Origin of the sequence: Sulfitobacter sp. W074 (assembly GCF_025142275.1) — a bacterium.
Taxonomy (GTDB): domain Bacteria; phylum Pseudomonadota; class Alphaproteobacteria; order Rhodobacterales; family Rhodobacteraceae; genus Sulfitobacter; species Sulfitobacter profundi.
The window spans coordinates 765785-789126 of sequence record NZ_CP081130.1 but is presented as its reverse complement, the minus strand read 5'-3'; the positions used below and the strand labels follow the sequence as shown (position 1 = coordinate 789126).

The following is a 23342-nucleotide window of genomic DNA, read 5'->3' as shown; positions in this document are numbered from 1 at the left end:
TCATCCGATGCCATCCGGAACGGCCCTCCCGCGATCGTTGCACCTGGAATTTTCTTGACGGATTGTCCCACGGCTCCCTATTAGTTGCAATTGTAACGATTCTGAAACGGCGGTTCTGGCATGGTTTATGGCCGACGCATGAAGGATCGAGGGGAGGGGAAAGATTGATGACTGGCACTGACAAAAACGGGCTCAATCCGGCCAGAGGGGACAGGCCCAGCTGTATGCCCGGTGGCGACTATTTCGAGCCCAAAGCGCTCCCCGATGCCCTGCCTCAAGTCATGAGCACGGTGCTCAAAGTTGTGCATACCCAGCCTTCCAGAAAAGAGACACAGCCTCAGGATGGTTACATCGACTGCTGGGCGGATATGGAAATAAACTTGGTCGGCACGCCGGGTAATGAATAACGCGATGCTTACGCTGTATTCCTACTGGCGCTCGACCACATCTTACCGCGTGCGGATAGCGCTGAATCTCAAGGGCCTGCCCTATCGGGTGGTTCCGGTGGACCTCGTGGCCGGGGACCAACGCAGCCCAGACTATGTGGCCAAGAACCCCATCAAGGGGGTGCCAACCTTGCTTCTTGAAGACGGGCGGGCGTTGACCCAATCGCTGGCAATCATGGCCTATCTGAACGAGATCGCGCCAGACCCTGCCCTTTTGCCCGAGCCTGCGTTTGAGCGGGCTCAGGTACTGGCCGCCGCTCAGTTGATCGCGACGGACATTCATCCGATCAACAACCTCAAGGTGGTCAGCCACCTGAAAACCCATCACGGACTGACCGCGGATGAAGGAACAGCATGGATGCGCCATTGGATGACTGAAGGGCTGCACGCCTATCAAGCGCTGCTGCCGGACGGCCCGAAATTCAGCTTTGCCGATCAACCGCTGCTTTGCGACCTTTGCCTTATCCCGCAGCTTTACAACGCCCACCGGTGGGGCGTTGAGATGACACCCTTCGCGCGGCTGCTTGAGATCGAACAGCAGGCCCTGCGCCTCCCGGCCTTTGACGCCGCACGCCCCGAAAATCAGCCGGACGCCAATTGAAGGGCAGCTCATGCCTTCATGGGCTGAAAGCGGCAATACCGCCGGGACTGATGCTGCGTGTCTCAATGGACGTCCGGGGCGACACCTCGAACGCCTCTGGCGATCTTGAAAACAGGCGGACATCTAACCTGAAGCAATCGACATTGGCCCTATCACGCCTATTTTCAAATCTCACCGAATAGAGTTGTCGTCACTTTGCTGGTGGTCGCCCCCTAGCCGCATCGAATACCCTCGCATAAACAGTCTTTTTCTTCCGGAGCATCCATGAGCACCAAATATTTCGCGCCACACGGGGGACATCCCGGGCAAGAGCAGCTTCTCACTGATCGCGCAGTTTTCAAGGATGCCTATGCGGTCATCCCAAAAGGTACGATGCGGGATATCGTCACCAGCTTTTTGCCTTTTTGGGAGGATACGCGCCTGTGGGTCATCGCGCGCCCGATGAGCGGCTTCGCCGAGACATTTTCGCAATACATCATGGAGGTACAGCCCGGAGGCGGTTCTGAAAAGGCTGAATTGGATCCGGAAGCCGAGGGCGTATTATTCGTTGTGGAAGGCGCGGCCACTTTGCGTGTCGGGGGCGAGACTTACGAGCTGAGCCCGGGCGGTTACGCATACCTGCCCCCGTCGAGCGCCTGGACCCTGCGAAACGAGGGCGATGAAGTCTTGCGCTTCCATTGGGTGCGCAAGGCATATGAGGCCGTCGAAGGGTTGGATATGCCCGATGTGTTGGTCCTGAACGAAAACGACATCGAACCGACGCCCATGCCGGGCACAGATGGCAAATGGTCGACGACCCGCTTTGTCGACCCATCCGACCTGCGCCACGACATGCATGTCACGATTGTGACATTCGAACCGGGCGGCGTCATTCCCTTTCTTGAGACACATGTGATGGAGCACGGGCTCTATGTGTTGGAGGGCAAAGCCGTTTACAATCTAAACAATGATTGGGTCGAGGTCGAGGCTGGCGATTACATGTGGCTCCGCGCTTTTTGCCCCCAGGCATGCTATGCGGGTGGCCCGGGGCGGTTCCGGTACCTGCTTTACAAGGACGTAAATCGCCATATGGCGCTCCGTCCCGGCGCCGCGTCATACCCTCAACATCAGCGCCTCAAGGCTGCGGCCGAGTAACGCTGCCCCCGATTGCGAAGCTCAATTGGTGAGCCGCCTTGATGACGGGGCGGCTCAATTCTTCGACCTCGGACGCGCCGACCCTGCTGGTTGGCCCGGATATCGAAATTCCCGCGACAGCTTCGCCATTCACGTCGAATACCGGCGCCGCGATACAGCGCATGCCTTCGTTCCTCTCTTCATTATCAACTGAAAAGCCGCTTTCCCGAATGGCTTCGAGATTCTGGCGCAGTGCTGTCGGATCGATGATCGTATGTGCGGTAAACCGCGTCATCTGCCCCTTCGAGAGTAGTTTGTCCAAACGCTCAGGATCCATATATGCGAGCAACGCCTTGCCAATGCCGGATGCATGCATCGGAGAAAGGCTGCCGGGCGGGAAAAAGGCGCGGATGTTCGCATGTGTCTCCACTTGGCTCAGGAACAGGACCGCCTCTTCTTTTCCGACGCCGATATTGGCTGTTTCACCGGTCGTTTCCATCAGCTTTCGCATGATGGGTCGCGCACGATCGACAAGACTTGTGCGCCGAAGGAAACGCGCGCCGATCACAAACGCGCGTGGACCAATGTACCAAACCTGCTCTTCGTGATCGAATTCGACCAGCCCCCTGCCCTCAAGGGTTACAAGGATACGGTAGACGGTCGCTGGCGATTGGCGCATCTCATCTGCCAACTTAGAGAGCGGCTTGCCCTGTGCTTCGCTGAGATACTCGAACACCTCCATGGCCCGGTCGAGCGATTTGATCGTGTTCTGCGCGGTCTTGTCCGTCCAGCCACGGGGCCTTCCGCGTGCTTTCCGACCAGTTCCTGAACCATTGTCTTGAGATTCCATAAGAACCTTTCGTTTCTATGTGAAAGCCGAAATCACCATGTGAAAAATATAACGCACTGACAACATTCATCTTTACGCATGAACCCAAAAACTGAAACCCTATTTCAAAAAAATATCGGTTCGCGCTGGTTCCGTCTATTGTGAAGCCAACAACGGAAGGAGACCGTCCATGAGCTTTCAAAATCCCGTTTTCATCCCGGGCCCGACCAACATTCCCGAGAGCCTGCGCAAGGCTTGCGACATGCCTACGATCGACCACCGGTCACCGCTGTTTGGGCAAATTCTACATCCCGCTCGCGCAAGTGTTCGTAAGATCCTCAAAAGCGACAACGCAGAAATCTTCATTTTTCCGTCCACCGGCACGGGGGGGTGGGAAACTGCGCTGACCAATACGCTCTCATCGGGTGACAAAGTGCTTGCGGCACGCAACGGCATGTTCAGCCATCGTTGGATCGATATGTGCCAGCGTCATGGTCTTGCTGTGCAGACAGTCGAAACCGCATGGGGCGCAGGGATCCCGGCGGATCGCTACGAAGAGATCCTGACCGCTGACAAAAGCCATGAGATCAAGGCCGTTCTCGCCACGCATAATGAAACAGCCACCGGCGTGAAATCAGACATTGCGGCCGTGCGCCGTGCGCTGGACGCATCGGGCCATCCAGCGATGCTGCTGGTCGATGGTGTTTCGTCGATTGCCTCAATGGATTTCCGTTTCGACGAATGGGGCGTGGATGTTGCCGTGACCGGGTCACAAAAAGGCTTCATGCTGCCCGCTGGTCTCGCCATCGTTGGCTTCTCACCCAAGGCGATGGAGGCCACCAAAACCGCCACTCTGCCCCGCACGTTTTTCGACGTACACGACATGGCCAAAGGCTACGCGAACAACGCCTATCCCTATACGCCTGCTGTGGGACTGCTGAACGGTCTGAACCAAGCCTGCAACATGCTGCTGACCGAAGGTCTGGAGAACGTGTTTGCCCGGCACTTCCGGATTGCGGAGGGTGTGCGCGCGGCGGTGGGCGCTTGGGGCCTTGATCTTTGCGCCACGGACCCTTCGGTTTACTCTGACACTGTCAGTGCCATTCGGACGCCCGAAGACTTCAACGCAACCGATATCGTGACACATGCCGCCAACAAGTATGGCGTGGCCTTTGGCGTGGGGCTCGGTGAGGTCGCCGGCAAGGTCTTCCGGATTGGCCACCTCGGCAGCCTGACGGATGTCATGGCACTCTCCGGCATCGCGACCGCAGAAATGTGCATGGTCGATCTTGGATTGGACATCAAACTCGGCTCCGGGGTCGCGGCGGCCCAAGAATACTATCGCGGCCATACCGCGGCAGCGCAAAAAGACGCGGCGTGATGAAGGATTACCAGATGTACATCCCGACGTACGAGGACATGTTGGACGCCCACGCGCGGATCGGCCCCTATATTCGCCGCACGCCGATCCGCACCTCGGACTACCTCAACGAACTTGCCGGTTGCGAGCTGTTCTTCAAATGCGAGAACTTTCAAGAGCCGGGTGCCTTTAAGGTGAGGGGCGCCTCGAACGCGGTGTTCGGACTTAGCGAGGAGCAGGCGGCCAAAGGCGTCGCAACACATTCCTCAGGCAACCATGCATCCTGCCTGTCTTATGCCGCTATGAAGCGCGGCATTCCATGCAACGTGGTGATGCCCCGCACAGCCCCTCAGGCAAAGAAGGATACGGTGCGCCGTTTTGGCGGTGTCATTACCGAATGCGAGCCGTCGACCAGTTCCCGTGAGGCGACCTTTGCCGAGGTGCAAGCTGCGACAGGGGGCGATTTCGTGCACCCCTACAACGATCCCCGAGTGATCGCCGGACAGGGCACATGTTCGAAAGAATTCATTGAGCAGACGGATGGTCTTGATGCTGTGGTGGCGCCAATTGGTGGTGGCGGCATGATATCGGGCACCTGCCTCACCCTCGCGACCCTCGCGCCCGAAACTCATATCATCGCGGCCGAGCCTGAACAGGCAGACGACGCTTACCGCAGCTTCAAGGCGGGTCATATCATCGCCGACGATGCCCCCAAGACCATTGCCGACGGCCTTCTGGTCCCGCTCAAGGACCTGACTTGGCATTTTGTCTCAAACCACGTGTCCGAAATCTACACGGCCTCCGAGCAAGAGATCATTGAGGCGATGAAGCTGACCTGGAAGCATCTGCGCGTGGTCATGGAGCCATCCTCTGCTGTGCCGCTCGCGATAGTTCTCAAGAACCCCGAAGCCTTTAGGGGCAAGCGCGTCGGCCTGATCATCACGGGCGGCAATGTCGACCTCGACAAGCTGCCGTGGCTGAACGCCGCCTGATCTCAAATATCGACTGAAAAACGAAGGAGCACGGACATGAAAGATATGACCAATCTCGACGAATTCGAAGTGGGCTACGATATCCCGGCAAAACCGGGCATGGACGAGGCCGACATCCAAACCCCGAGCCTTGTGCTTGATCTTGACGCGCTGGAGCGCAACATCAAGAAAATGGGAGACTACGCCAAGGCGCACGGCATGCGCCACCGGACCCACGGCAAGATGCACAAGTCGGTCGATGTCCAAAGGCTTCAAGAAAAGCTCGGCGGTGCATGCGGTGTCTGCTGCCAAAAAGTCTCAGAGGCCGAAGTCTTTGCGCGGGGCGGCATCAAAGATATCCTCGTCTCGAACCAAGTACGCGATCCCGCCAAAATCGACCGCCTCGCCCGTCTGCCCAAGCTTGGCGCCCGCACGATCTGTTGCGTTGACGACCTTGCCAATGTGGCTGATCTGTCATCGGCGGCGCAAAAACATGGCACCGAGATCGAATGTCTTGTCGAAATCGATTGTGGCGCGGGGCGCTGCGGTGTGACCACCACGCCTGACGTGGTGGCGATTGCCAAGGCCATCGACGGTGCCGAGGGGCTTAAGTTTTCCGGCCTGCAAGCCTATCAAGGCGCAATGCAGCACCTCGACAGCTATGACGAACGCAAGGCGAAAATCGATATCGCCGTGGCGATGGTCAAAGATGCGGTCGATACGTTGAAGGCAGAAGGTTTGGACTGTGACATCGTCGGCGGTGGCGGCACTGGCTCCTACTACTTCGAGTCCAACTCGGGTGTGTATAACGAACTGCAGTGCGGCTCCTATGCCTTCATGGACGCGGACTATGGGCGCATCCTCGACAAAGACGGCAAACGCATCGACCAAGGGGAATGGGAGAATGCCTTTTTCATCCTCACAAGCGTGATGAGCCATGCAAAGGCGGACAAGGCGATCGTCGACGCTGGCCTCAAGGCTCAATCCGTTGATAGCGGATTGCCAGTGATCTACGGGCGCGATGATGTCGAATATATCAAGTGTTCGGACGAGCATGGGGTGGTGATGGACCCAAACGGCGCGCTGAAGGTCAACGACAAGCTGAAGCTGGTTCCGGGTCACTGCGATCCGACCGCCAACGTCCATGATTGGTATGTTGGTGTTCGGAACGGCAAGGTTGAATGCCTCTGGCCAGTTTCGGCACGCGGTCACGCCTACTGATCTAGCGATGTAAGACAACTGCCCCATGTGTCTGCTTCCGGCGGGCACATGGGCGAACTGATTTGAAGCGTGTCAGAATACTCTTTTCCGCCCCAACCTGCGGCGCGACGTTCTCAAGCCATTGGCGAACCTCTCGGAGTCTTCTGAAACGAAATATTTGGAGAGACACATGCTGATCGTACCTGAACGTGAGATCGCCAACCTAATGACTCGCGAGGCAGCTTTTGATGCTATCGAGAAAGTCTTTGCCGCAATGGCCTCCGGCGACGCCTACAACTTCCCCGTCGTACGCGAAGCGATTGGGCACGAAGATGCGCTTTACGGGTTCAAAGGCGGTTTTGATCGCGCCGGGTTGAGCTTGGGATTGAAGGCCGGTGGATACTGGCCGAACAATCTTGAAAAACGCAACCTTATCAACCACCAGTCCACCGTATTCCTGTTCGATCCTGACACCGGCAAGGTCAAAGCGATGGTCGGTGGCAATTTGCTGACAGCGTTGCGTACGGCGGCGGCTTCGTCGGTTTCAATCAAACACTTGGCACGTGAAAACGCGACCGTCATCGGCATGGTAGGCGCAGGCCACCAAGCCACCTTCCAGCTACGTGCCGCATTGGAGCAGCGAAAGTTCGAGAAGGTGATCGGCTGGAACTACCACCCAGAGATGCTGCCCAATATCGAGAAAGTCGCGCATGAGGCTGGGGTTCCCTTTGAAGCCGTCGATCTGCCCGGCATGACCGAAGCCGACGTCATCATCTCGATCACCTCCGCCTTTTCACCGTCTTTGATGGCCGATCACGTCAGCCCCGGAACCCATATCGCCTGTATGGGCACCGACACCAAAGGCAAACAGGAGGTCGAAGCGGCCTTGCTGGCACGGGCCTCGGTGTTCACCGATGAGGTCGCCCAGTCCGTGAGCATCGGCGAGGCGCAACATGCCATTGCTGAAGGGCTTATCAAGGACACGGATGTCGCCCAGCTTGGCGCGGTCATCAATGGGACCAATCCGGGCCGCACGTCGGATCATCAAATCACACTGTTCGACGGGACCGGCGTGGGCCTTCAGGACCTCGCGGTGGCGGCCAAAGTCGTTGATTTGGCCGTTGAACAGGGCGTCGCAATCGACGTGGACTTCTAAGCCAAGGCACATTGAACTGGCCCAGAAACCGAAAGACTTTCTTTCAGCGCACAAACGGTAGGTTTCATGTTTTTGCCAATATCCCTGCTGTTTGTGGGGGCAGTTCTTGTGTTGAATGGTCTTTGGATGTCTGGGCGCATCTCGGATCGAGAGATTGTTGTCATCAACTTTGCCACAGCGGCAATTACCGCCACAGTCGCCGCTGTGTCACTCGTGCGCGCCACGACCGGGGATGAAATCCGCTCTGTTGCCCTGACGCTGCTGTTCAGCGCGACCTACCTTTGGGTGGCGGTTAATCGGTTGAATGGCGCCGATGGCCGCGGTCTGGGCTGGTTCAGCCTGTTTGTCTCTCTTTCCGTATTGCCTCAGGCCTTTTTAGCCCTCGCCTCTGCAGCGAAATTCATTGATATCTGGCTGGGCATTTGCTGGCTTATTTGGTCGGGTCTTTGGTTCATGTATTTCGTCACTTTGACGTTGAAGAAACCGGTTCAAGATCAAACAGCAGTTGCCACACTCCTAAGCGGCGTGCTGACTGCCTGGCTCCCCGCCCTTTTCCTGATGTACGGAGCTTGAACGTGACCCGCCAGCTAAGTGTCTTTATCAACGGTTTTGGTCGCATCGGCAGGACTTTGTTGCGCCAGATTTTACAAAATGAAAGCCAGTCCGCCGTCAAAGTCGTTGGCATCAACGATATCGCGCCACTCGAAACTTGCGCGTACCTGCTGCGCTACGACAGTGTTTTCGGTCCTTTACCCCTCCAAGTGGAAACGGGAGATCGCCAGATAACAATTGGCGGTCGCCCCATCCCATTTACCTGCGAACCGGACCTGCGGGCCTTGGATTTACGCGGTGTGGATGTTGTTTTGGAATGCACCGGAAGGGTCAAGGATAGAGACTTTGCAGAAGCAGGCATCGAGGCTGGGGCATCGAATATTCTGATTTCCGGCCCGTCCGAGGTCGCCGACCAGACGGTTGTCTTGGGCGCCAATGAACAAGAACTTGGCGATGCGCGGATCGTGTCCAATGCGTCTTGTACGACCAATGCGATCGCCCCCCTCCTCCGCACGATTGATCTAGGGCTTGGAATTTCCAGAGCACATGTAACGACCATTCATTGCTACACCGGGAGCCAACCGACTGTTGACCAGCCCGGTGCCAGTCTTGAAAGAAGCCGTGCTGCTGCTGTCTCAATGGTTCCGACAACAACCAGCGCGCTTAATCAAATCTTTAACGTCTTGCCAGAATTTCACGGACGCCTCAGTGTCAGCGCCGTCCGGGTTCCCTGCATCTCAGTTTCGGCAATCGATGCGACGCTGCAAATCTTGGAAAAGCCCGAAGGTTCTTTTGTCGAGTTCTTGCGCGAAGCCTTTGCAGACTCGACCCTCATTGGTCTGACAGAAGACCCCTGTGTTTCGACCGATTTTCGGAGCCGCCCTGAATCTCTGGTGATCGCCCTTCCCGAAACGCAATCGATCGAACAGCGCCAGCTGCGCGTCTTTGGGTGGTACGACAACGAATGGGGCTTCTCTGCACGCATGCTTGAAATGGCGGAACGCCTCGCGGCGAGAAGCCGGTGATCTGCCGGGAATGACGCACCTCTGAAAGGTTAAAGATATATTTCAGAAGAGGGCCGCGCTCTGTGAGCGATGTCTGAACCTTGGGCAAACCAGCGCTGGCGAGCTGCACGTTGGCACAGGTGCAGCTATCGTTGCGGCCTTTGGAGGTGGCATCGCCTAGTGTTTTGACCCCCCCATGTATCCTTTATCTGTTTGAGCCGTCCCCTTTGACGCTGCTCTCCGTCGGGCTGGCCAAGTCCCGAAATGAACCCGGTGATCCCGGCACGTACTTCTTCCAGCCCTAGCAGTTACCCACGAAAAAAATGCGGCGCAGAGACCTGCGCCGCATTTGCTATTCCTATTCCGCAGCAATCATCTCACCGCGAAAGCGACATCAGACGCGGTCACTCTGCGCGAGTGATCCGCTCCCTTGTCCTGCCATACCGCCAGAGACTTCCTCGGTGGCTTCACCCGAAAGCTCCTCGGGCAGTACCAGATTGAGAACGATGGCGATGAGGGCCGCAGGCAGAATGCCCGAAGTCCCTAGGACTTTCAGCGTGCCCGGCAGATACTGAAGCGCATCCGGCTCAAGCTGCAGGCCCAGACCAAGTGACAGCGCGATGGCAAAAATGACCATGTTGCGACGGTTCCAGTTCACATCGGACAGCATCGAGATACCAGCCGCGACCACCATGCCGAACATCACGATGACACCACCGCCCAGCACTTCGATCGGGATCGAAGAGATCACCGCACCGATTTTGGGAACAAGACCGCATATGATCAGAAAAATCGCCCCGATTGTAACGACCATCCGGCTCATCACACCCGTCATGGCGATGAGACCTACGTTCTGACTGAACGACGTATTGGGCAGCGCGCCGAACATGCCCGAGATGGCCGTGCCGATCCCATCTGCATAGGTCGCCCCTTGGATTTCGCGGTCGCTCGCCTCGCGGCCTGCGCCCCCTTTGGTGATCCCGGAAACATCGCCAACAGTTTCGATGGCCGAGACGAAAGACATGGCACAAAAGCCGATGACCGCGGCGGCCGAGAATTCGATGCCAAAGTGTAGCGGGTTCGGCAGCGCAAAGCTTGCCGCTTGACCTACATTGCCAAGATTGACCTGACCAAGCGCAAAGGCGACGACATAGCCAACCAAGAGGCCGATCAGAACGGCCGACACAGAAAGCATGCCGCGGGTAAAGAACTTCAGGCCAAGGGTCACCAAAATCACGGTACCTGCCATGAACCAGTTGAGCCCGGAGCCGTATTCTTCGGTGCCGATTGCAGGCACACCCCCTGCCGCATATTGAACACCGACCTTGACCAGAGCCAGGCCAATCATGGTCACGACCAAGCCAGTGACCAACGGCGGCAGTGCAAAACGAAGTCTCCCGATGAATAGCCCCAAAAAGGCGTGAAACAGGCCACCGGCGACGATACCCCCCATCAGGACCGCAATCGCGTCCACGCCCTTCCCGGCGACAAGCGGGATCATAATTGGAATAAAGGCAAACGATGTCCCCTGCACGATCGGCAAGCGCGCGCCAATCGGACCTACGCCGATCGACTGAAACAGCGTCGCGACCCCGGCAAAGAACATGGACATCTGTATCATGTAGATCATTTGCGGGAAATCAGGGCTGTTTGAGCCAAAGCCGAAACCTGCAGCGCCGCACACGATGATCGCCGGAGTGACGTTCGATACGAACATCGCCAGCACGTGCTGGATCCCCAGCGGCATCGCTTTTGTGAGCGGCGGGGTGTAATTTGGATCGCGGAGTTGGTCCGGCGTTCCGATGGATGCATCAGACATTATAATTGTCCCTCCCTATGGATGCGTGAGCCGGCGCTTTTTTTGCCGAGTTATTTATTATCGCTCGATGATGAATGGCTCATCGAACCAATGTTCCTCCAGATTTGGCCCCTCGCTGACGCGGTCGACGACCATGAAAAGCCCCGGATCGGACAGCGGACACAAAACCCCGTGCCAGACGTTGCGCCCGATGTTTACGCCCTGCCCCGGCCCAGCAATAAAGGCCCGGGGCGCAACCGGAGCACCGTCTTTATCTTCGGCTAGCACGACCAGATATTCGCCTTCCTGCATCGGCAGAAAAGCTTGGCTGCCCAAAGGATGACGCTCCATCATTTCCATTTTGAAAGGCATGGAAAACGATGTGGATTGAAAGACGCTGACCCCTACGCGACCATCAACGTCGAGGGTCGCCCGATCATGAAAACGTCCGCAACGCCCTTGGTTTATGAACTTGTCGGGCGTGTCTGATGCATCGATCAGTTCTGCTAGCCCCGCAATGGCATCGGAATTAATTGTGGTTGCCGTCAAAACGTTGTTCATGATGCAAACCTCTCAATCAGGCGCAGTTCTGCAATTCGCTCAACCTGTCGGCAGGCTTCGGAGAACTCGGTATCGCGGTCATTTTTGATACGGCGGTGAAATGCTTCGAGAATGCTCGATTTGGTGTTATCCTTCACGGCGATGATGAAAGGAAAGCCGTGCCGCTCAACGTATTCAGCGTTGAGGGCCTGGAAGGTCTCCCGTTCTTCGTCGGTCAGCAAATCCAGTCCGGCACCCGCCTGTTCGACAGTGCTTTCCTTTGTGAGGCGCCCGGCTGCCGCCAGTTTTCCCGCCAAGTCAGGGTGGGCGGTCAGCACACCCAGCCGCTGTTCTTCGGATGCGTTACGGAACACACGCGCCAGTGCGTTGTGAATGCCTGCTGCATTGTCATGGGTCGCACCAAGCTCAAGATCAAAGGCACCCTCGGCAATCCAAGGGCTGTGTTCGAACATGCCACCAAATTCCGCGACAAAGGTTCCCCTGTCCATATCAGATGGCGCGGCCCCCTCGGCAGGCGGGTGCAGGCTTGCCCAGTGATCGGCGATCTGTTCCCTTGTGGCGAACCAGACGCCGTCGTGTTTCGCGAAATGTTCCAAGGCGCGTTTCAACGCCATTGCGCGCCCCGGACGCCCGATAAGACGACAGTGCAAACCGATCGAAAGCATCTTGGGCGCACCTTCGGCCCCCTCGGCATAGAGCATGTCAAAGCTATCCTTGAGATAGCTCTCAAACTGATCACCGTTCGTGTATCCCGCTTGAATCGCGAAACGCATGTCGTTGCAGTCCATCGTGTAAGGCACGATCAACTGGTTCTTACCGCCAGCCCGCACCCAGTAGGGCAAATCATCAGCATAGCTGTCGGCGATATAGGCGAAATCGCCCTCCTCGGCGGCAAGGTCCACAGTGTTCATGGAGCAGCGTCCGGTGTACCAGCCGCGCGGGGCCTCCCCCACCACTTCGGTATGGAGGCGGATTGCCTCGCGGATCTGGGCGCGCTCTTCCTGCGGCTCCATATCCTTGTGTTCGATCCATTTCAGACCATGGCTGGCAATCTCCCAGCCCGCCTCCTTCATCGCCTTGAGCTGCTGGGGCGCCCGCATAAGAGCGGTTGCTACACCATAAACAGTAATTGGCGTGTTTTTGAGCAGTTTGTGAACACGCCAGAACCCGGCGCGGCTGCCGTATTCATAGATCGATTCCATGTTCCAATGGCGTTGACCCTGCCAGGGAGCGGCCCCGGTGATTTCCGATAGGAACGCTTCAGACGCAGCATCACCGTGGAGAATATTGTTTTCCCCACCTTCTTCATAGTTCAGCACGATCTGAACGGCGATTTTTGCGCCATTCGGCCATTGCGCCGCTGGTACAGCGCCACCATAGCCGGTCATATCTCTTGGGTAACGTTTCACGCAAATATTCCTTTTCTTCTAAAACCCAACCTAAACAGGAAAAATGGATCTGTTTTTCAAAAAAATTTTAAAGGAGCCTTCTGTTAGTGGAGATTTGTCACTTAAAGGCATTCAGCCTAGAAACAGACAGCGTTTCAGGAGAAGTTAAAAATGGCCGGCTATCTTACAACCCATGTCCTCGACACCGCCCTTGGGTGCCCCGCCGAAGGGCTGAAAATTGAATTGTTTCGCATCAGCGGTGTTGAACGGCATCTGTTGAAAACGCTTACGACGAACAACGACGGGCGCACTGACGAACAAATCCTGCCTGAAGCAGAGTTCGAAGTGGGCGAATATGAACTGGTGTTCCACGCAGGCCCCTATCTGGATGCAAGCGGCACGCCGCCTGAAGACCCCCGGTTTCTAGGCGTCATACCGATCCGCTTTGGGATGTCCGAGCAATCGCACTACCACGTGCCCTTGTTGCTTTCTCCTTTCGGATACTCAACATATCGCGGAAGCTGAGGCTTCGGCCCACTGATTGCTTCGCTAGATTGTCGCGGCGATGCGATCAACCATGAACTCCATGAAAAGGCGCGTTTTCGGGTCCTGTCTACGGCGATGCGTAAATAGGCACGCCATCTGAATCGGCTCGGGAGGCGTCTTTTCAGCGACAGGCACCAAAGCGCCGGTCCGCAAGTGTTCTGCAATTTCGAAAACCGGCTTCATTGCGACGCCATGACCGGCAAGTGCCCAATCGGTGAGCACGTCCCCGTCATCTGACTCATAGCGCCCCGAGACACGAAATCGCTTGGGGCCGTCCGGTGTCGTTAGCCGCCATTGAAATTCGGTCGCCCCCGGAAAGCGAAGGCTCAGGCATTCATGCCCCTCCGCCACCAGCGCGCTTCCGCTGTCGGGCATGCCACGGCGCGCAATATAGTCCGGCGATGCGCAGAGCACCCGCTCCACGTCTGCAATTTTTCGGATGCGCAGATTGCTGTCCTCGGGCTGCCCCAGAAAGAATGCCAAATCCAGACCCTCTGTGGTCAAGTCCACTTTCCGGTCGGACAAACGCAACCTCACGCTGACTTCGGGATAGTTCTTCAAGAAACCCGGGACCTGCGGGGCGATTAACCTACGACCGACACCTAAAGGCGCCGCAACATAGAGCGATCCTTTCAGGTTCTCGGTGATGTTGACGATCTGCGCCTCGGCGCTTTCGACGGCTTCGAGGATTTCAGTCGCCCCGCGGTAGAACGACTTGCCCTGCTCGGTCGGGGATAGACTGCGTGTCGTCCGTTGAAAAAGTCTGACGCCAAGCCGTTCTTCTAATTGTGAAATCCGTGATGACGTAACAGCTGGAGATATCCGTAAATCCCGCCCCGCGGCAGACATGCTGCCCAGTTCATAGACGCGCACAAAAGTGCGGATGTTATCGAAGTAGGACATTATTCTGTCTTTTTTGATGCTGCTTGGTCCTTTACGGCGATACCAGAACAAACCCGTCTCGCCTAGGGTGTTAGAAAATTCGAATCTAAGGAGACCAGCCATGTACGATTTGGCAATTCTGTGGGACTGGATCGCGTTCAGCGTCCGCTGGCTACACGTGATCACTGCAATGGCGTGGATCGGTGCGTCGTTCTATTTTATCGCGCTCGATCTAATGCTTAAACCAAACGACGCCCTGCCCGACGGCGCCTACGGCGAAGAATGGGAAGTACATGGCGGGGGTTTTTATCACACAGTCAAATATCTGGTCGCGCCCGCCCGGATGCCAGAGCACCTGACATGGCACAAATGGCAAAGCTACAGCACTTGGTTGTCAGGGGCGGCGCTCTTGATGATCATCTACTGGGTCGGCGGTGAATTGTTCCTACTCGACCCCACCAAAGCCGATATTTCGCTGTTTCAGGGCATCCTGATCTCCGGCGGCTCCCTGACGATTGGCTGGTTGCTCTATGATGCGATGTGCAAATCCAAATTGGCCGACCACCCCACAGTTCTGATGCTGCTTTTGTTCGTAATCCTTGTGATCATGTCATGGGGATACAACCAAATTTTCACCGGCAGGGCGGCGTTGCTACATCTCGGCGCTTTCACGGCGACGATCATGACCGCCAATGTGTTTTTCCAGATCATGCCCAACCAACGGGTCGTTGTCGAAGACCTTAAGGCCGGTCGCACACCTGACGCGAAATACGGCAAGATCGCCAAGGTGCGCTCGACCCACAACAACTACCTTACCTTGCCGGTGGTGTTCCTGATGCTGTCGAACCATTACCCGCTGGCATTTGGAACAGAGTTCAGCTGGATCATTGCAAGCCTGATCTTTTTGACCGGTGTCACCATTCGCCACTACTTCAACACGATGCACAAAACCGGTTCCGGTCCGCATTGGACTTGGGCGGTGACCGTGCTGCTTATGGTTTTGATCGCATGGCTTTCCACCATCAGAACGGGGGAGACATGGGAGGACGCAGAAGCCCGAGATCTGACGGCATATGAGCAGGCCTATGCCTCTGCTGAGGGGTTTGAGAGCGCTTACGATACCGTCATCGGCAATTGCTCTATGTGCCATGCCCGAGAACCAGTCTGGGGCAATATGCAGTGGGCGCCAAAGGGGGTCTACCTTGAGACCCCCGGCGACGTTGCGCGTCATGCGGACCAGATCTATCTCCAAGCGGGCGTGAGCCACGCCATGCCCCCGCCAAATGCCGTACAAATGGACGAGGAAGCGCGACGCAATATTGTCGCTTGGGTGCGCGAAGTGCGTAGCCAGTAACGCTCCCCATTCCGCATTTATTTCAAAGAATTATCGGCACCGACAGCGCGCGTTCACTACTGCAATTGGCAAAAAACCTTTGGCGCGGCGGCAGGCACCCGGCCATCCGTCACACCAGAGTGCAACGCTGAACGGGCGTCGAACTCAGACGAAAAAGCGTTTGCTGTTTCGTGCGATGTGATCAACGAACAGACGAACCTTTGGATCCTGAAGCTTTTTGTGGGGATACAGGCAGCCAAAAATGGTCGGCTTTGGCGGAGTGTGCGGTAATACCTCGACAAGTCGTCCCGACTTGAGGTGTTCACGCACATCAAAGCGCGGCTTGTTGATGATCCCACGCCCGGCCAGCGCCCAATCGGTCAGTACATCACCGTCATCAGCATCGAACCGACCGCGAACCTCCAGCTTTCGGGGGCCCATATCGGTCTGAAGTGTCCAATAATACTCTGGCGATCTTGGATACCGCAGCAAAAGGCAGTTGTGCGCCTGATCGTGAAGATCGTCAGGCGTCATCGGCGTTCCACAACGCGAAAGATAATCCGGAGAGGCACATAAGACCCGATCGCAATCCGCGAACTTTCGCAGCTTCATCGTGGAATCACTCGGCTCCCCGATAAAGAAAGCGATATCGAGCCCGTCTGCCATGATGTCTACCCGTCGGTCGGACAGCCGCATCCTTATCTCAGTATCAGGATAGGTTTCAGAGAATTCCGGGACCAAAGGTGCAACTATTCGACGCCCGACCCCAAGCGGTGCCGTGATCCGCAGGGCCCCTCGCGGGGCGTCGGAAAAGCTGGCGACCCGGGCCTCGGCGTTATCCAGCGCCTGCAAAATAGCATGGGCCTCATCGTAAAAAACGGTACCGACCTCTGTCGGGGTTATCGAGCGGGTCGTCCTGTTAAACAGGCGCACGCCGAGATGTTTCTCTAGCTCTTTCAAACGCTTGCTGGCAACTGCAGGCGTCAGCCTCAGGTCCCGCCCGCCCGCGGTGATACTTCCCAAGTCCATCACGCGAACGAAGACGCGCAAGCTTTCGATATAAGACATACGGCGCCCCCCCCTTCCATATGAACATGCCCAAGGTCCGATGAATTCTCAACGTTTTGTTGAAAGTATTTAGCGTTTCCGGTGATTTTTTTACCTAAACAACTGTGTCTATCGTAGCGGCGACGATCACAGCCAGACTGGCGATTGGGAGGCACCCCTTGGACTATCAACGCGACATCCGTTTCATTCTCAACGGCACAGACGTGGCGCTGGACGACGTTTCAGCCAGCCAAACGCTTTTGGACTTTCTTCGGCTCGAACGCCGTCTGACCGGGTCAAAAGAAGGCTGCGCCGAAGGCGATTGCGGCGCCTGTACCGTACTGGTGGGCCGGCTTGGCAATGCCGGGCTGGTCTATGAGCCCATCAATGCCTGCATTCGGTTTCTGGCCTCGATCAACGGTTGTCATGTGGTCACGGTCGAGCATCTCTCCGGCCCGAAAGGTCGGCTGCACCCTGTTCAGGAAGCAATGATTGAACATCACGGGAGCCAATGTGGTTTCTGCACGCCCGGATTTGTCATGTCGCTTTATGCGCTCTGGATGCAGACGCCCGAACCAACATCGCAAGAGGTTGAGACGGCCCTACAGGGGAACCTGTGCCGCTGCACCGGCTATGAGCCCATCATCAAGGCAGCGGTGGCCGTGTCGCGCTATGGCACGCCATCATCGGATCTTCTGAATGCCGAACGCGCGCAGATAATGACGCGACTGCAAGCGCTTCAGCATGGCAAGCGCATCGTCTCCGGACCCAAAGACAACCTGAGCATCATCCCGGCTAACGTGGATGATCTGGCCGATTGCCTTTTGAGCTACCCGAACGCAACCATCGTGGCGGGGTCCACAGACGTCGGGCTTTGGGTGACAAAATTTCTGCGTAAAATCGGGCCCGCGATTTTCACCGGCCATCTGAACGCGCTGAAAACAGTTGAGCGTCAGGGAGGGCAGCTAAAAATCGGGGCCGGGGCCAGCTACACCGATTGTCAGGCCATTCTGTCAGAGCACCTGCCTCATCTTCTCCCCTACTGGAACCGTATCGCGGGATGGCAGGTGCGAAACATGGGCACGGTCGGGGGCAATATCGCCAATGGTTCTCCTATCGGTGATACCCCGCCCGTCCTGATCGCGCTTGGCGCAGAGATCACGCTCCGCCACGGTGCTGCCCGTCGAAACGTGCCTCTTGAAAAGTTCTTTATAGACTATGGCAAGCAGGACCGCGCACCGGCGGAATTTGTCGAGAGCATTCAGGTTCCCCTGCCCGGCCCCGATGATTTGAACGCCGCCTATAAAATCTCCAAACGGCGCGACGAGGATATCTCGTCGGTGGCCGTTGGCATCCATATGACGGTAACCGGAAACGTCATCAGCAATGCCCGCATTGCCTTTGGCGGCATGGCCGCGACACCCAAACGTGCGACGGCGGCAGAAGCTGCGCTGAATGGTCAGCGCTGGACGCGAGAAAACTTCGAGGCCGCCGCAGCAGCGCTGGCCGAGGATTTCGAACCGCTTACGGACTGGCGCGCCTCCGCGGCGTATCGAAAGCTCTCTGCTCAGAATCTTCTGCGCCGTTTTTATCTGGAACAGGATGCGCAAAGCGCCGCTCCCGTTCAACTCATCAACGCTTAAAGCAAGGAGACGCAAAAATGAAAGACAACGTTTCCATTACCGGCACCGCCCACAGCGACCGCATTCATGACAGCGCGTCAAAACACGTCACGGGCGCGGCAGACTACACCGACGACATTACGCTGCCCGAAGGCACGTTGCATGCCTATCTAGGTGTCTCGGATGTTGCCCATGCGACGCTTTTGGACATCGACTATACCGATGTTCTGGCAACTCCGGGCGTGATCGGCATCCTAACCGCCGAGGATGTGCCAGGCGTCAACGACCTAAGCCCCACGGGACTGAATGATGAGCCAGTTTTCCCCACTGATTTGATTCAATTTCATGGCCAACCCCTGTTTGCGGTGATCGCAGAGACACGGGACATTGCGCGCCACGCCGCAGAAAAAGCCAAGATCAGCTGTGATGTTTTACCCCATGCGCTTGATCCCATTCAGGCGCAACAGGCGGGATACCCACACGTCACCGCTCCGTTGAAACTCGAACGCGGCGATGTCGATGGGGCGTTGGAAACCGCCAGCAATCGGATCAAGGGCAGGATCGCTGTAGGCGGACAGGACCACATGTACCTCGAAGGGCATATCGCCTTGGCCATTCCCGGGGAAGACGATGATATCAACGTGCATTCCTCCACGCAGCACCCCTCCGAGGCGCAGCATATGGTGGCTCAAGTTCTCGGCGTGCCCTCGAATGCGGTTGTGGTGAACGTGCGCCGCATGGGCGGCGGGTTCGGCGGCAAGGAAAGCCAAATGAACCTGTTCTGCGCTGTTGCCGCTATGGCGGCGAAAAAGTGGAACCGCGCCGTGAAGATCCGCCCCGACCGGGACCAAGACATGACGGCTACGGGGAAACGCCACGATTTTGTAATCGATTACGATGTGTCTTTCGACGCAGCGGGACGCATCGAAGCGGTGAATGGCAGCTTTGCTGCACGGTGCGGTTTTTCATCCGACCTCTCGGGCCCCGTGACCGACCGTGCCCTCTTTCACGCCGATAACGCTTATTTTTACCCGAATGTGCGGCTTGAAAGCCATCCGATGAAGACCAACACAGTCTCCAACACGGCTTTTCGTGGCTTTGGCGGCCCGCAGGGTGTGGTGGCGGCTGAACGAATTATCGAAGAGATCGCCTATGCCACAGGCCAAGATCCACTGGACGTGCGCAAGGCGAACTTCTACGGCGGCAAAGGGCGAGACATCACGCCCTATCATCAGAAAGTCGAAGACAGCATTCTCGAACGGCTTGTCGAGGAGTTGGAAACCACCTCTGACTACCGCCAGCGCCGCAAAGACATCATGGCCTTCAATGAGACCTCGCCGGTGCTCAAAAAGGGGATTGCCCTGACCCCGGTCAAGTTCGGGATCTCCTTCACGGCGACGTGGTACAATCAGGCCGGCGCATTAGTACATGTCTATAACGACGGGTCGATCCACCTGAACCATGGCGGCACCGAGATGGGTCAGGGGCTGAACACCAAAGTGGCGCAGATTGTCGCTGAGGCGTTTCAGGTCGACTTCGAGCGGATCAAGATTACCAAGACCACCACTGAGAAAGTGCCGAACACGTCAGCAACCGCTGCCTCCAGCGGAACCGACCTGAACGGCATGGCCGCGCTCAACGCGGTGGAACAAATCAAAGCGCGGTTGGTCGAGTTCGCGACAAGAACTTGGGGTGTTACCGCAGAAGAGGTAAGTTTCCACGCCAATCATGTGTTTATTGGCAAAGACATCCTGACATTTGCGGAGTTCATCAAGCAGGCCTATCTTGCCCGCGTGCAGCTTTCGGCGGCCGGTTTCTACAAGACGCCGAAAATTCACTGGGACCGCGCCAAAGGCCAAGGGCGTCCGTTCTATTACTATGCTTACGGGGCAGCATGCTCTGAAGTGACAATCGACACATTGACGGGCGAATACCGTGTCGAGCGTACCGACATCCTGCATGATGTGGGCCGCTCCCTCAATCCGGCGCTCGACAAAGGCCAGGTCGAAGGCGCGTTCATCCAAGGCATGGGCTGGCTCACAACCGAAGAGTTATGGTGGGACAATGCCGGACGACTGCGGACCCATGCGCCCTCTACATACAAAATTCCCCTCGCTTCCGACCGCCCCCGCATATTCAACGTGAACCTCGCCGACTGGTCGGAGAACCGCGAACTGACCGTGAAGCGCTCCAAGGCGGTAGGAGAGCCGCCCTTCATGCTTGGCATTTCGGTGTTCGAAGCGCTGTCGATGGCCGTCGCTTCGGTGGCCAACTACCGCGCGTGTCCGCGTCTTGATGCGCCGGCCACGCCGGAACGGGTGTTGCTGGCTGTGGCACGGTTGCAGGCCGAGGGGTGAACCATGTCGAATAACGCCGTTTCTTTGGATGAATTTCTTGCGGCACATGCATCGGTCATTCGCGTCGCACTGACCCGCGTGCGTGGTTCCTCCCCCCGGAACGAGGGAACTGAGATGTTTGCCTCTGCCCAAGGGCTTTGGGGAACGATAGGCGGTGGCCAGCTGGAATTTCTGGCCATCCAAGCAGCGCGGGACATGCTGCAGAGCGGAGATTTGGTGCGAGAGTTGGACGTGCCGCTTGGCCCTGAGATCGGCCAATGCTGCGGGGGAAGGGTCGAAATCCGCCTGACACGGATGCGGTCATCAGACAAGCGCGCCGCAGCGGACCGGGCTCGCGAGACAAAAGCCGCCCTGCCTCATGTCTATGTCATGGGGGCCGGTCATGTCGGGCGGGCCTTGGCCGACCTGTTTCAACATTTGCCCGTCAGATGCATCCTGATTGACACCCGAACCGAGGAGATCGCCCTCAATACGGCAGCGGTAGAGACCCGTATCAGCGTGCTGCCAGAGGCCGATATCTGGAGCGCGCCAGCAGGCAGTGCTTTTATCGTTCTGACCCATGATCATGCGTTAGACTTTCTGCTGACCTCCGCCGCGTTGGAACGGGGTGATGCCTTGTACGTCGGTATGATCGGCTCGGCGACCAAGCGCGCAAAATTTAAAAACTGGGCGCGCATGCACTGCGACGGCCAAACGATCGAACATTTGAATTGCCCCATTGGGGCATGCGGTAGCCGCGACAAGCGGCCCAGCGTCATTGCAGCCTTCGTGGTTGCCGAGGTGATCGCTGAATTGACCACTGAAACTGCCGCAACCGCCCCGATCGGGGCAATAGAAGCGCCCCACGGGCGCGCATATCTGGGCCGAACGGGGAGACTGGCCTGATTGGCCAGAGGCGTTCCGCCCTATCAGTGGAGGAGACCGTCATGGACGGGAGGATTTATAACTACAAGCTGTTTGCACGCAGCGATTTCAACGCTTTTTGGGCGTTATTTACCGACAACCTTGTGAACTTGCTGATCCTGACTGGCGTTTGCCAGTTCGTTTTTCAGATGCCACCCGAAATCGTTTTTGGCCGCATCGTACCCGGCGCGGCCATCGCCATTTTGGCCGGTGTTGCGGTCTATACCTATATGGCCAAATGGGCAGCCAACAAACAGGGCAAAGACGTGACCGCCCTGCCCTATGGCATCTCGACACCCGTGATGTTCGTCTATCTGTTCGGAGTCATCGGGCCAATCTACTGGGCCACGAACGACCCGTTGCTGGCATGGCAGGTCGGCATCGGGGCTGGCTTCATGGGCGGTGTCGTCGCTGCACTTGGGGCTATCGTCGGGCCGTGGTTGAAAGAGATCACGCCGCGCGCGGGCATGCTCGGCACCCTATGCGGCATCGCGCTTGTGTTTATCGGCTCGGTGCCCTTGGCGCAGATTTTCGAAAGCCCGATCATCGCCTTCACGTCGTTGTTGTTCATCCTATGGGGGCTGATCGGACGGTTTCGCCTTCCGGGCAACTTGCCTGCCGGTCTGGTGGCAATCGCTGCGGGTACAGTGATCGCCATTGTCTTGGGGGAGTCCAAAGTTGACGTGAGCGGAATCGGATTCTACCCGCCGGTTCCCTACATCGGCGATCTACTTGCCGGCATTCAGTACCTGTTCGCGAACCCTGAACTGTTCCTCGTGCTGATCCCGGTGCAGATCTACAACTTCATCGAAACCATGAACAACGTGGAATCTGCGGAAGCGGCAGGCGACCACTATCCGGTCGGTCTGTGTCAGGTTACCGATGGGGCGGGCACGATGCTGGGCGCACTCTTTGGATCGCCCTTTCCGACGACTGTCTACATCGGCCATCCCGCCTACAAACGGCTTGATGCACATGCGGGCTATATCATTGGTGTTGCTGTCGTCATCGCCGCTGCCGCATTTGTCGGGCTCTTGTCGTTCCTTGCGGGTCTGATCCCGGTTGCCGCGGCCGCACCGGTCTTGGTCTTCGTATCCGTCAGCCTGATCACCAATACGGCATGGGCGGTAAAGCCGATGCATATGGCTGCCGTGTCCTTCGCCATCCTGCCGCATATCTCGGCCTTCTTGGTGACCAAATGGGGTTCGTTGATGAATGCCCTGCGCAGTTCCGGCGTTGAGGGTCTGCCATCTTTGGGTGACGAAGCGCTCACCGCTGCGCTTTTGATGGAAGGCGCGCATTACGAAGGCCATCTGGCGCTTAGTCAGGGGGCGATTATCACCGGACTTATCTGGGGTGCGATCGTCGCTGACATCATTGACGGCCGCTTCAAAATGGCAGGCGGTTTTGCAATCGCAGCGTCTTTGATGTCGTCGGTCGGGATCATTCATTCCTACAAGCTGCAACTGCCGCAACTGGACCCGATCACCATAGGCTACCTGATCGTCGGCGCCTTCATGTACCTATATCCGTTGGTCGCACCGAAAGAGGACCTAGAGCACCGCATTGTTGTGCCCGATGAGCCAGACTTCATGGACGAAGATATGCCCGCCCATCAGGCGTAACCAAAGGATGGGCGGCAGGTCGCCGCCCCTCTAAACTCTTCCCTAGAT

At 57.1% G+C, this 23342-nt stretch carries 21 protein-coding genes; 15 read left to right on the top strand and 6 right to left on the bottom strand.

What is annotated here, in order from left to right; translation table 11 throughout:
- Positions 1-167 precede the first annotated feature (167 nt).
- The 3 genes from K3762_RS03815 to K3762_RS03805 all read left to right on the top strand — a co-directional run bounded on the left by K3762_RS03815 (position 168) and on the right by K3762_RS03805 (position 2181).
- Positions 168-407 carry a hypothetical protein gene (locus tag K3762_RS03815; protein WP_132444899.1) on the top strand — a complete coding sequence of 80 codons (240 nt, stop codon included), beginning with the start codon at positions 168-170 and terminating at the stop codon, positions 405-407.
- Between the two features lie 4 nt (positions 408-411).
- Positions 412-1047 (top strand): maleylacetoacetate isomerase, encoded by a 636-nt coding sequence (maiA, locus tag K3762_RS03810; RefSeq protein WP_132444897.1) that lies wholly within the window; start codon positions 412-414, stop codon positions 1045-1047.
- 264 nt (positions 1048-1311) lie between these two features.
- Positions 1312-2181 carry a bifunctional allantoicase/(S)-ureidoglycine aminohydrolase gene (locus K3762_RS03805; protein WP_120350349.1) on the top strand — a complete coding sequence of 290 codons (870 nt, stop codon included), beginning with the start codon at positions 1312-1314 and terminating at the stop codon, positions 2179-2181.
- On the opposite strand, the gene bhcR is transcribed toward K3762_RS03805, so the two are convergent.
- Positions 2162-3010: an HTH-type transcriptional regulator BhcR gene (gene bhcR, locus K3762_RS03800; protein WP_260011623.1), complete on the bottom strand. Its 849-nt coding sequence runs from the start codon at positions 3008-3010 to the stop codon at positions 2162-2164. The two genes, K3762_RS03805 and bhcR, sit on opposite strands and share 20 nt — an antisense overlap.
- A 169-nt stretch (positions 3011-3179) precedes the next feature.
- Between bhcR and bhcA the strand changes: the two genes are divergently transcribed.
- The 6 genes from bhcA to K3762_RS03770 all read left to right on the top strand — a co-directional run bounded on the left by bhcA (position 3180) and on the right by K3762_RS03770 (position 9253).
- On the top strand, positions 3180-4370 hold the full coding sequence (gene bhcA / locus K3762_RS03795; RefSeq protein ID WP_260011620.1) for an L-aspartate--glyoxylate aminotransferase BhcA: 1191 nt from the start codon (positions 3180-3182) through the stop codon (positions 4368-4370).
- Positions 4370-5341, top strand: a complete 972-nt coding sequence (bhcB, locus tag K3762_RS03790; protein WP_260011619.1) for a beta-hydroxyaspartate dehydratase BhcB — start codon at positions 4370-4372, stop codon at positions 5339-5341. Before bhcA ends, bhcB begins: the two co-directional genes overlap by 1 nt.
- A gap of 36 nt (positions 5342-5377) precedes the next feature.
- Complete coding sequence (bhcC, locus tag K3762_RS03785) at positions 5378-6541, top strand: 3-hydroxy-D-aspartate aldolase BhcC (RefSeq protein WP_260011616.1); 1164 nt, start codon at positions 5378-5380, stop codon at positions 6539-6541.
- A gap of 169 nt (positions 6542-6710) precedes the next feature.
- Entirely contained in the window at positions 6711-7676 is a 966-nt protein-coding gene (bhcD, locus tag K3762_RS03780) for an iminosuccinate reductase BhcD (protein ID WP_120350345.1), read from the top strand.
- A 66-nt stretch (positions 7677-7742) separates the two neighbouring features.
- Positions 7743-8249, top strand: coding sequence for an AmiS/UreI family transporter (locus K3762_RS03775; RefSeq protein ID WP_132444889.1), 507 nt, complete (start codon positions 7743-7745; stop codon positions 8247-8249).
- Between the two features lie 2 nt (positions 8250-8251).
- A complete protein-coding gene (locus K3762_RS03770; RefSeq protein ID WP_132444887.1) occupies positions 8252-9253 on the top strand; it encodes a type I glyceraldehyde-3-phosphate dehydrogenase in 1002 nt (333 codons plus the stop codon).
- Between the two features lie 373 nt (positions 9254-9626).
- Here K3762_RS03770 and K3762_RS03765 read toward each other — a convergent pair whose 3' ends face one another.
- From K3762_RS03765 to puuE, 3 genes are read right to left on the bottom strand one after another with little or no spacing between them, the layout of a single operon-like run.
- Positions 9627-11051: a uracil-xanthine permease family protein gene (locus tag K3762_RS03765; RefSeq protein WP_260011615.1), complete on the bottom strand. Its 1425-nt coding sequence runs from the start codon at positions 11049-11051 to the stop codon at positions 9627-9629.
- Positions 11052-11108: 57 nt separating this feature from the next.
- Entirely contained in the window at positions 11109-11591 is a 483-nt protein-coding gene (locus K3762_RS03760) for an ureidoglycolate lyase (RefSeq protein ID WP_120350341.1), read from the bottom strand.
- Positions 11588-13000 (bottom strand): allantoinase PuuE, encoded by a 1413-nt coding sequence (gene puuE, locus K3762_RS03755; protein WP_409202465.1) that lies wholly within the window; start codon positions 12998-13000, stop codon positions 11588-11590. Before puuE ends, K3762_RS03760 begins: the two co-directional genes overlap by 4 nt.
- A gap of 150 nt (positions 13001-13150) precedes the next feature.
- Between puuE and uraH the strand changes: the two genes are divergently transcribed.
- The gene (uraH, locus tag K3762_RS03750; protein WP_067628535.1) at positions 13151-13504 is read left to right on the top strand and encodes a hydroxyisourate hydrolase; all 354 of its coding nucleotides are present in this window, start codon (positions 13151-13153) and stop codon (positions 13502-13504) included.
- Between the two features lie 24 nt (positions 13505-13528).
- Here uraH and K3762_RS03745 read toward each other — a convergent pair whose 3' ends face one another.
- The gene (locus K3762_RS03745) at positions 13529-14428 is read right to left on the bottom strand and encodes a LysR family transcriptional regulator (RefSeq protein WP_120350339.1); all 900 of its coding nucleotides are present in this window, start codon (positions 14426-14428) and stop codon (positions 13529-13531) included.
- Between the two features lie 100 nt (positions 14429-14528).
- Between K3762_RS03745 and K3762_RS03740 the strand changes: the two genes are divergently transcribed.
- Complete coding sequence (locus tag K3762_RS03740) at positions 14529-15761, top strand: urate hydroxylase PuuD (RefSeq protein WP_067628530.1); 1233 nt, start codon at positions 14529-14531, stop codon at positions 15759-15761.
- Positions 15762-15905: 144 nt separating this feature from the next.
- Here the strand turns inward: K3762_RS03740 and K3762_RS03735 are convergent, their stop codons facing one another.
- Entirely contained in the window at positions 15906-16808 is a 903-nt protein-coding gene (locus K3762_RS03735) for a LysR family transcriptional regulator (RefSeq protein WP_120350337.1), read from the bottom strand.
- A gap of 158 nt (positions 16809-16966) precedes the next feature.
- Between K3762_RS03735 and xdhA the strand changes: the two genes are divergently transcribed.
- The 4 genes from xdhA to K3762_RS03715 are packed head-to-tail and all read left to right on the top strand — an operon-like array spanning position 16967 to position 23294.
- Entirely contained in the window at positions 16967-18430 is a 1464-nt protein-coding gene (xdhA, locus tag K3762_RS03730) for a xanthine dehydrogenase small subunit (protein WP_132444881.1), read from the top strand.
- A gap of 17 nt (positions 18431-18447) precedes the next feature.
- A complete protein-coding gene (gene xdhB / locus K3762_RS03725; RefSeq protein ID WP_260011591.1) occupies positions 18448-20766 on the top strand; it encodes a xanthine dehydrogenase molybdopterin binding subunit in 2319 nt (772 codons plus the stop codon).
- A gap of 3 nt (positions 20767-20769) precedes the next feature.
- Positions 20770-21651, top strand: coding sequence for a xanthine dehydrogenase accessory protein XdhC (xdhC, locus tag K3762_RS03720; RefSeq protein ID WP_260011588.1), 882 nt, complete (start codon positions 20770-20772; stop codon positions 21649-21651).
- Positions 21652-21692: 41 nt separating this feature from the next.
- The gene (locus K3762_RS03715; protein WP_120350333.1) at positions 21693-23294 is read left to right on the top strand and encodes a xanthine/uracil/vitamin C permease; all 1602 of its coding nucleotides are present in this window, start codon (positions 21693-21695) and stop codon (positions 23292-23294) included.
- The last annotated feature ends 48 nt before the right edge of the window (positions 23295-23342 follow it).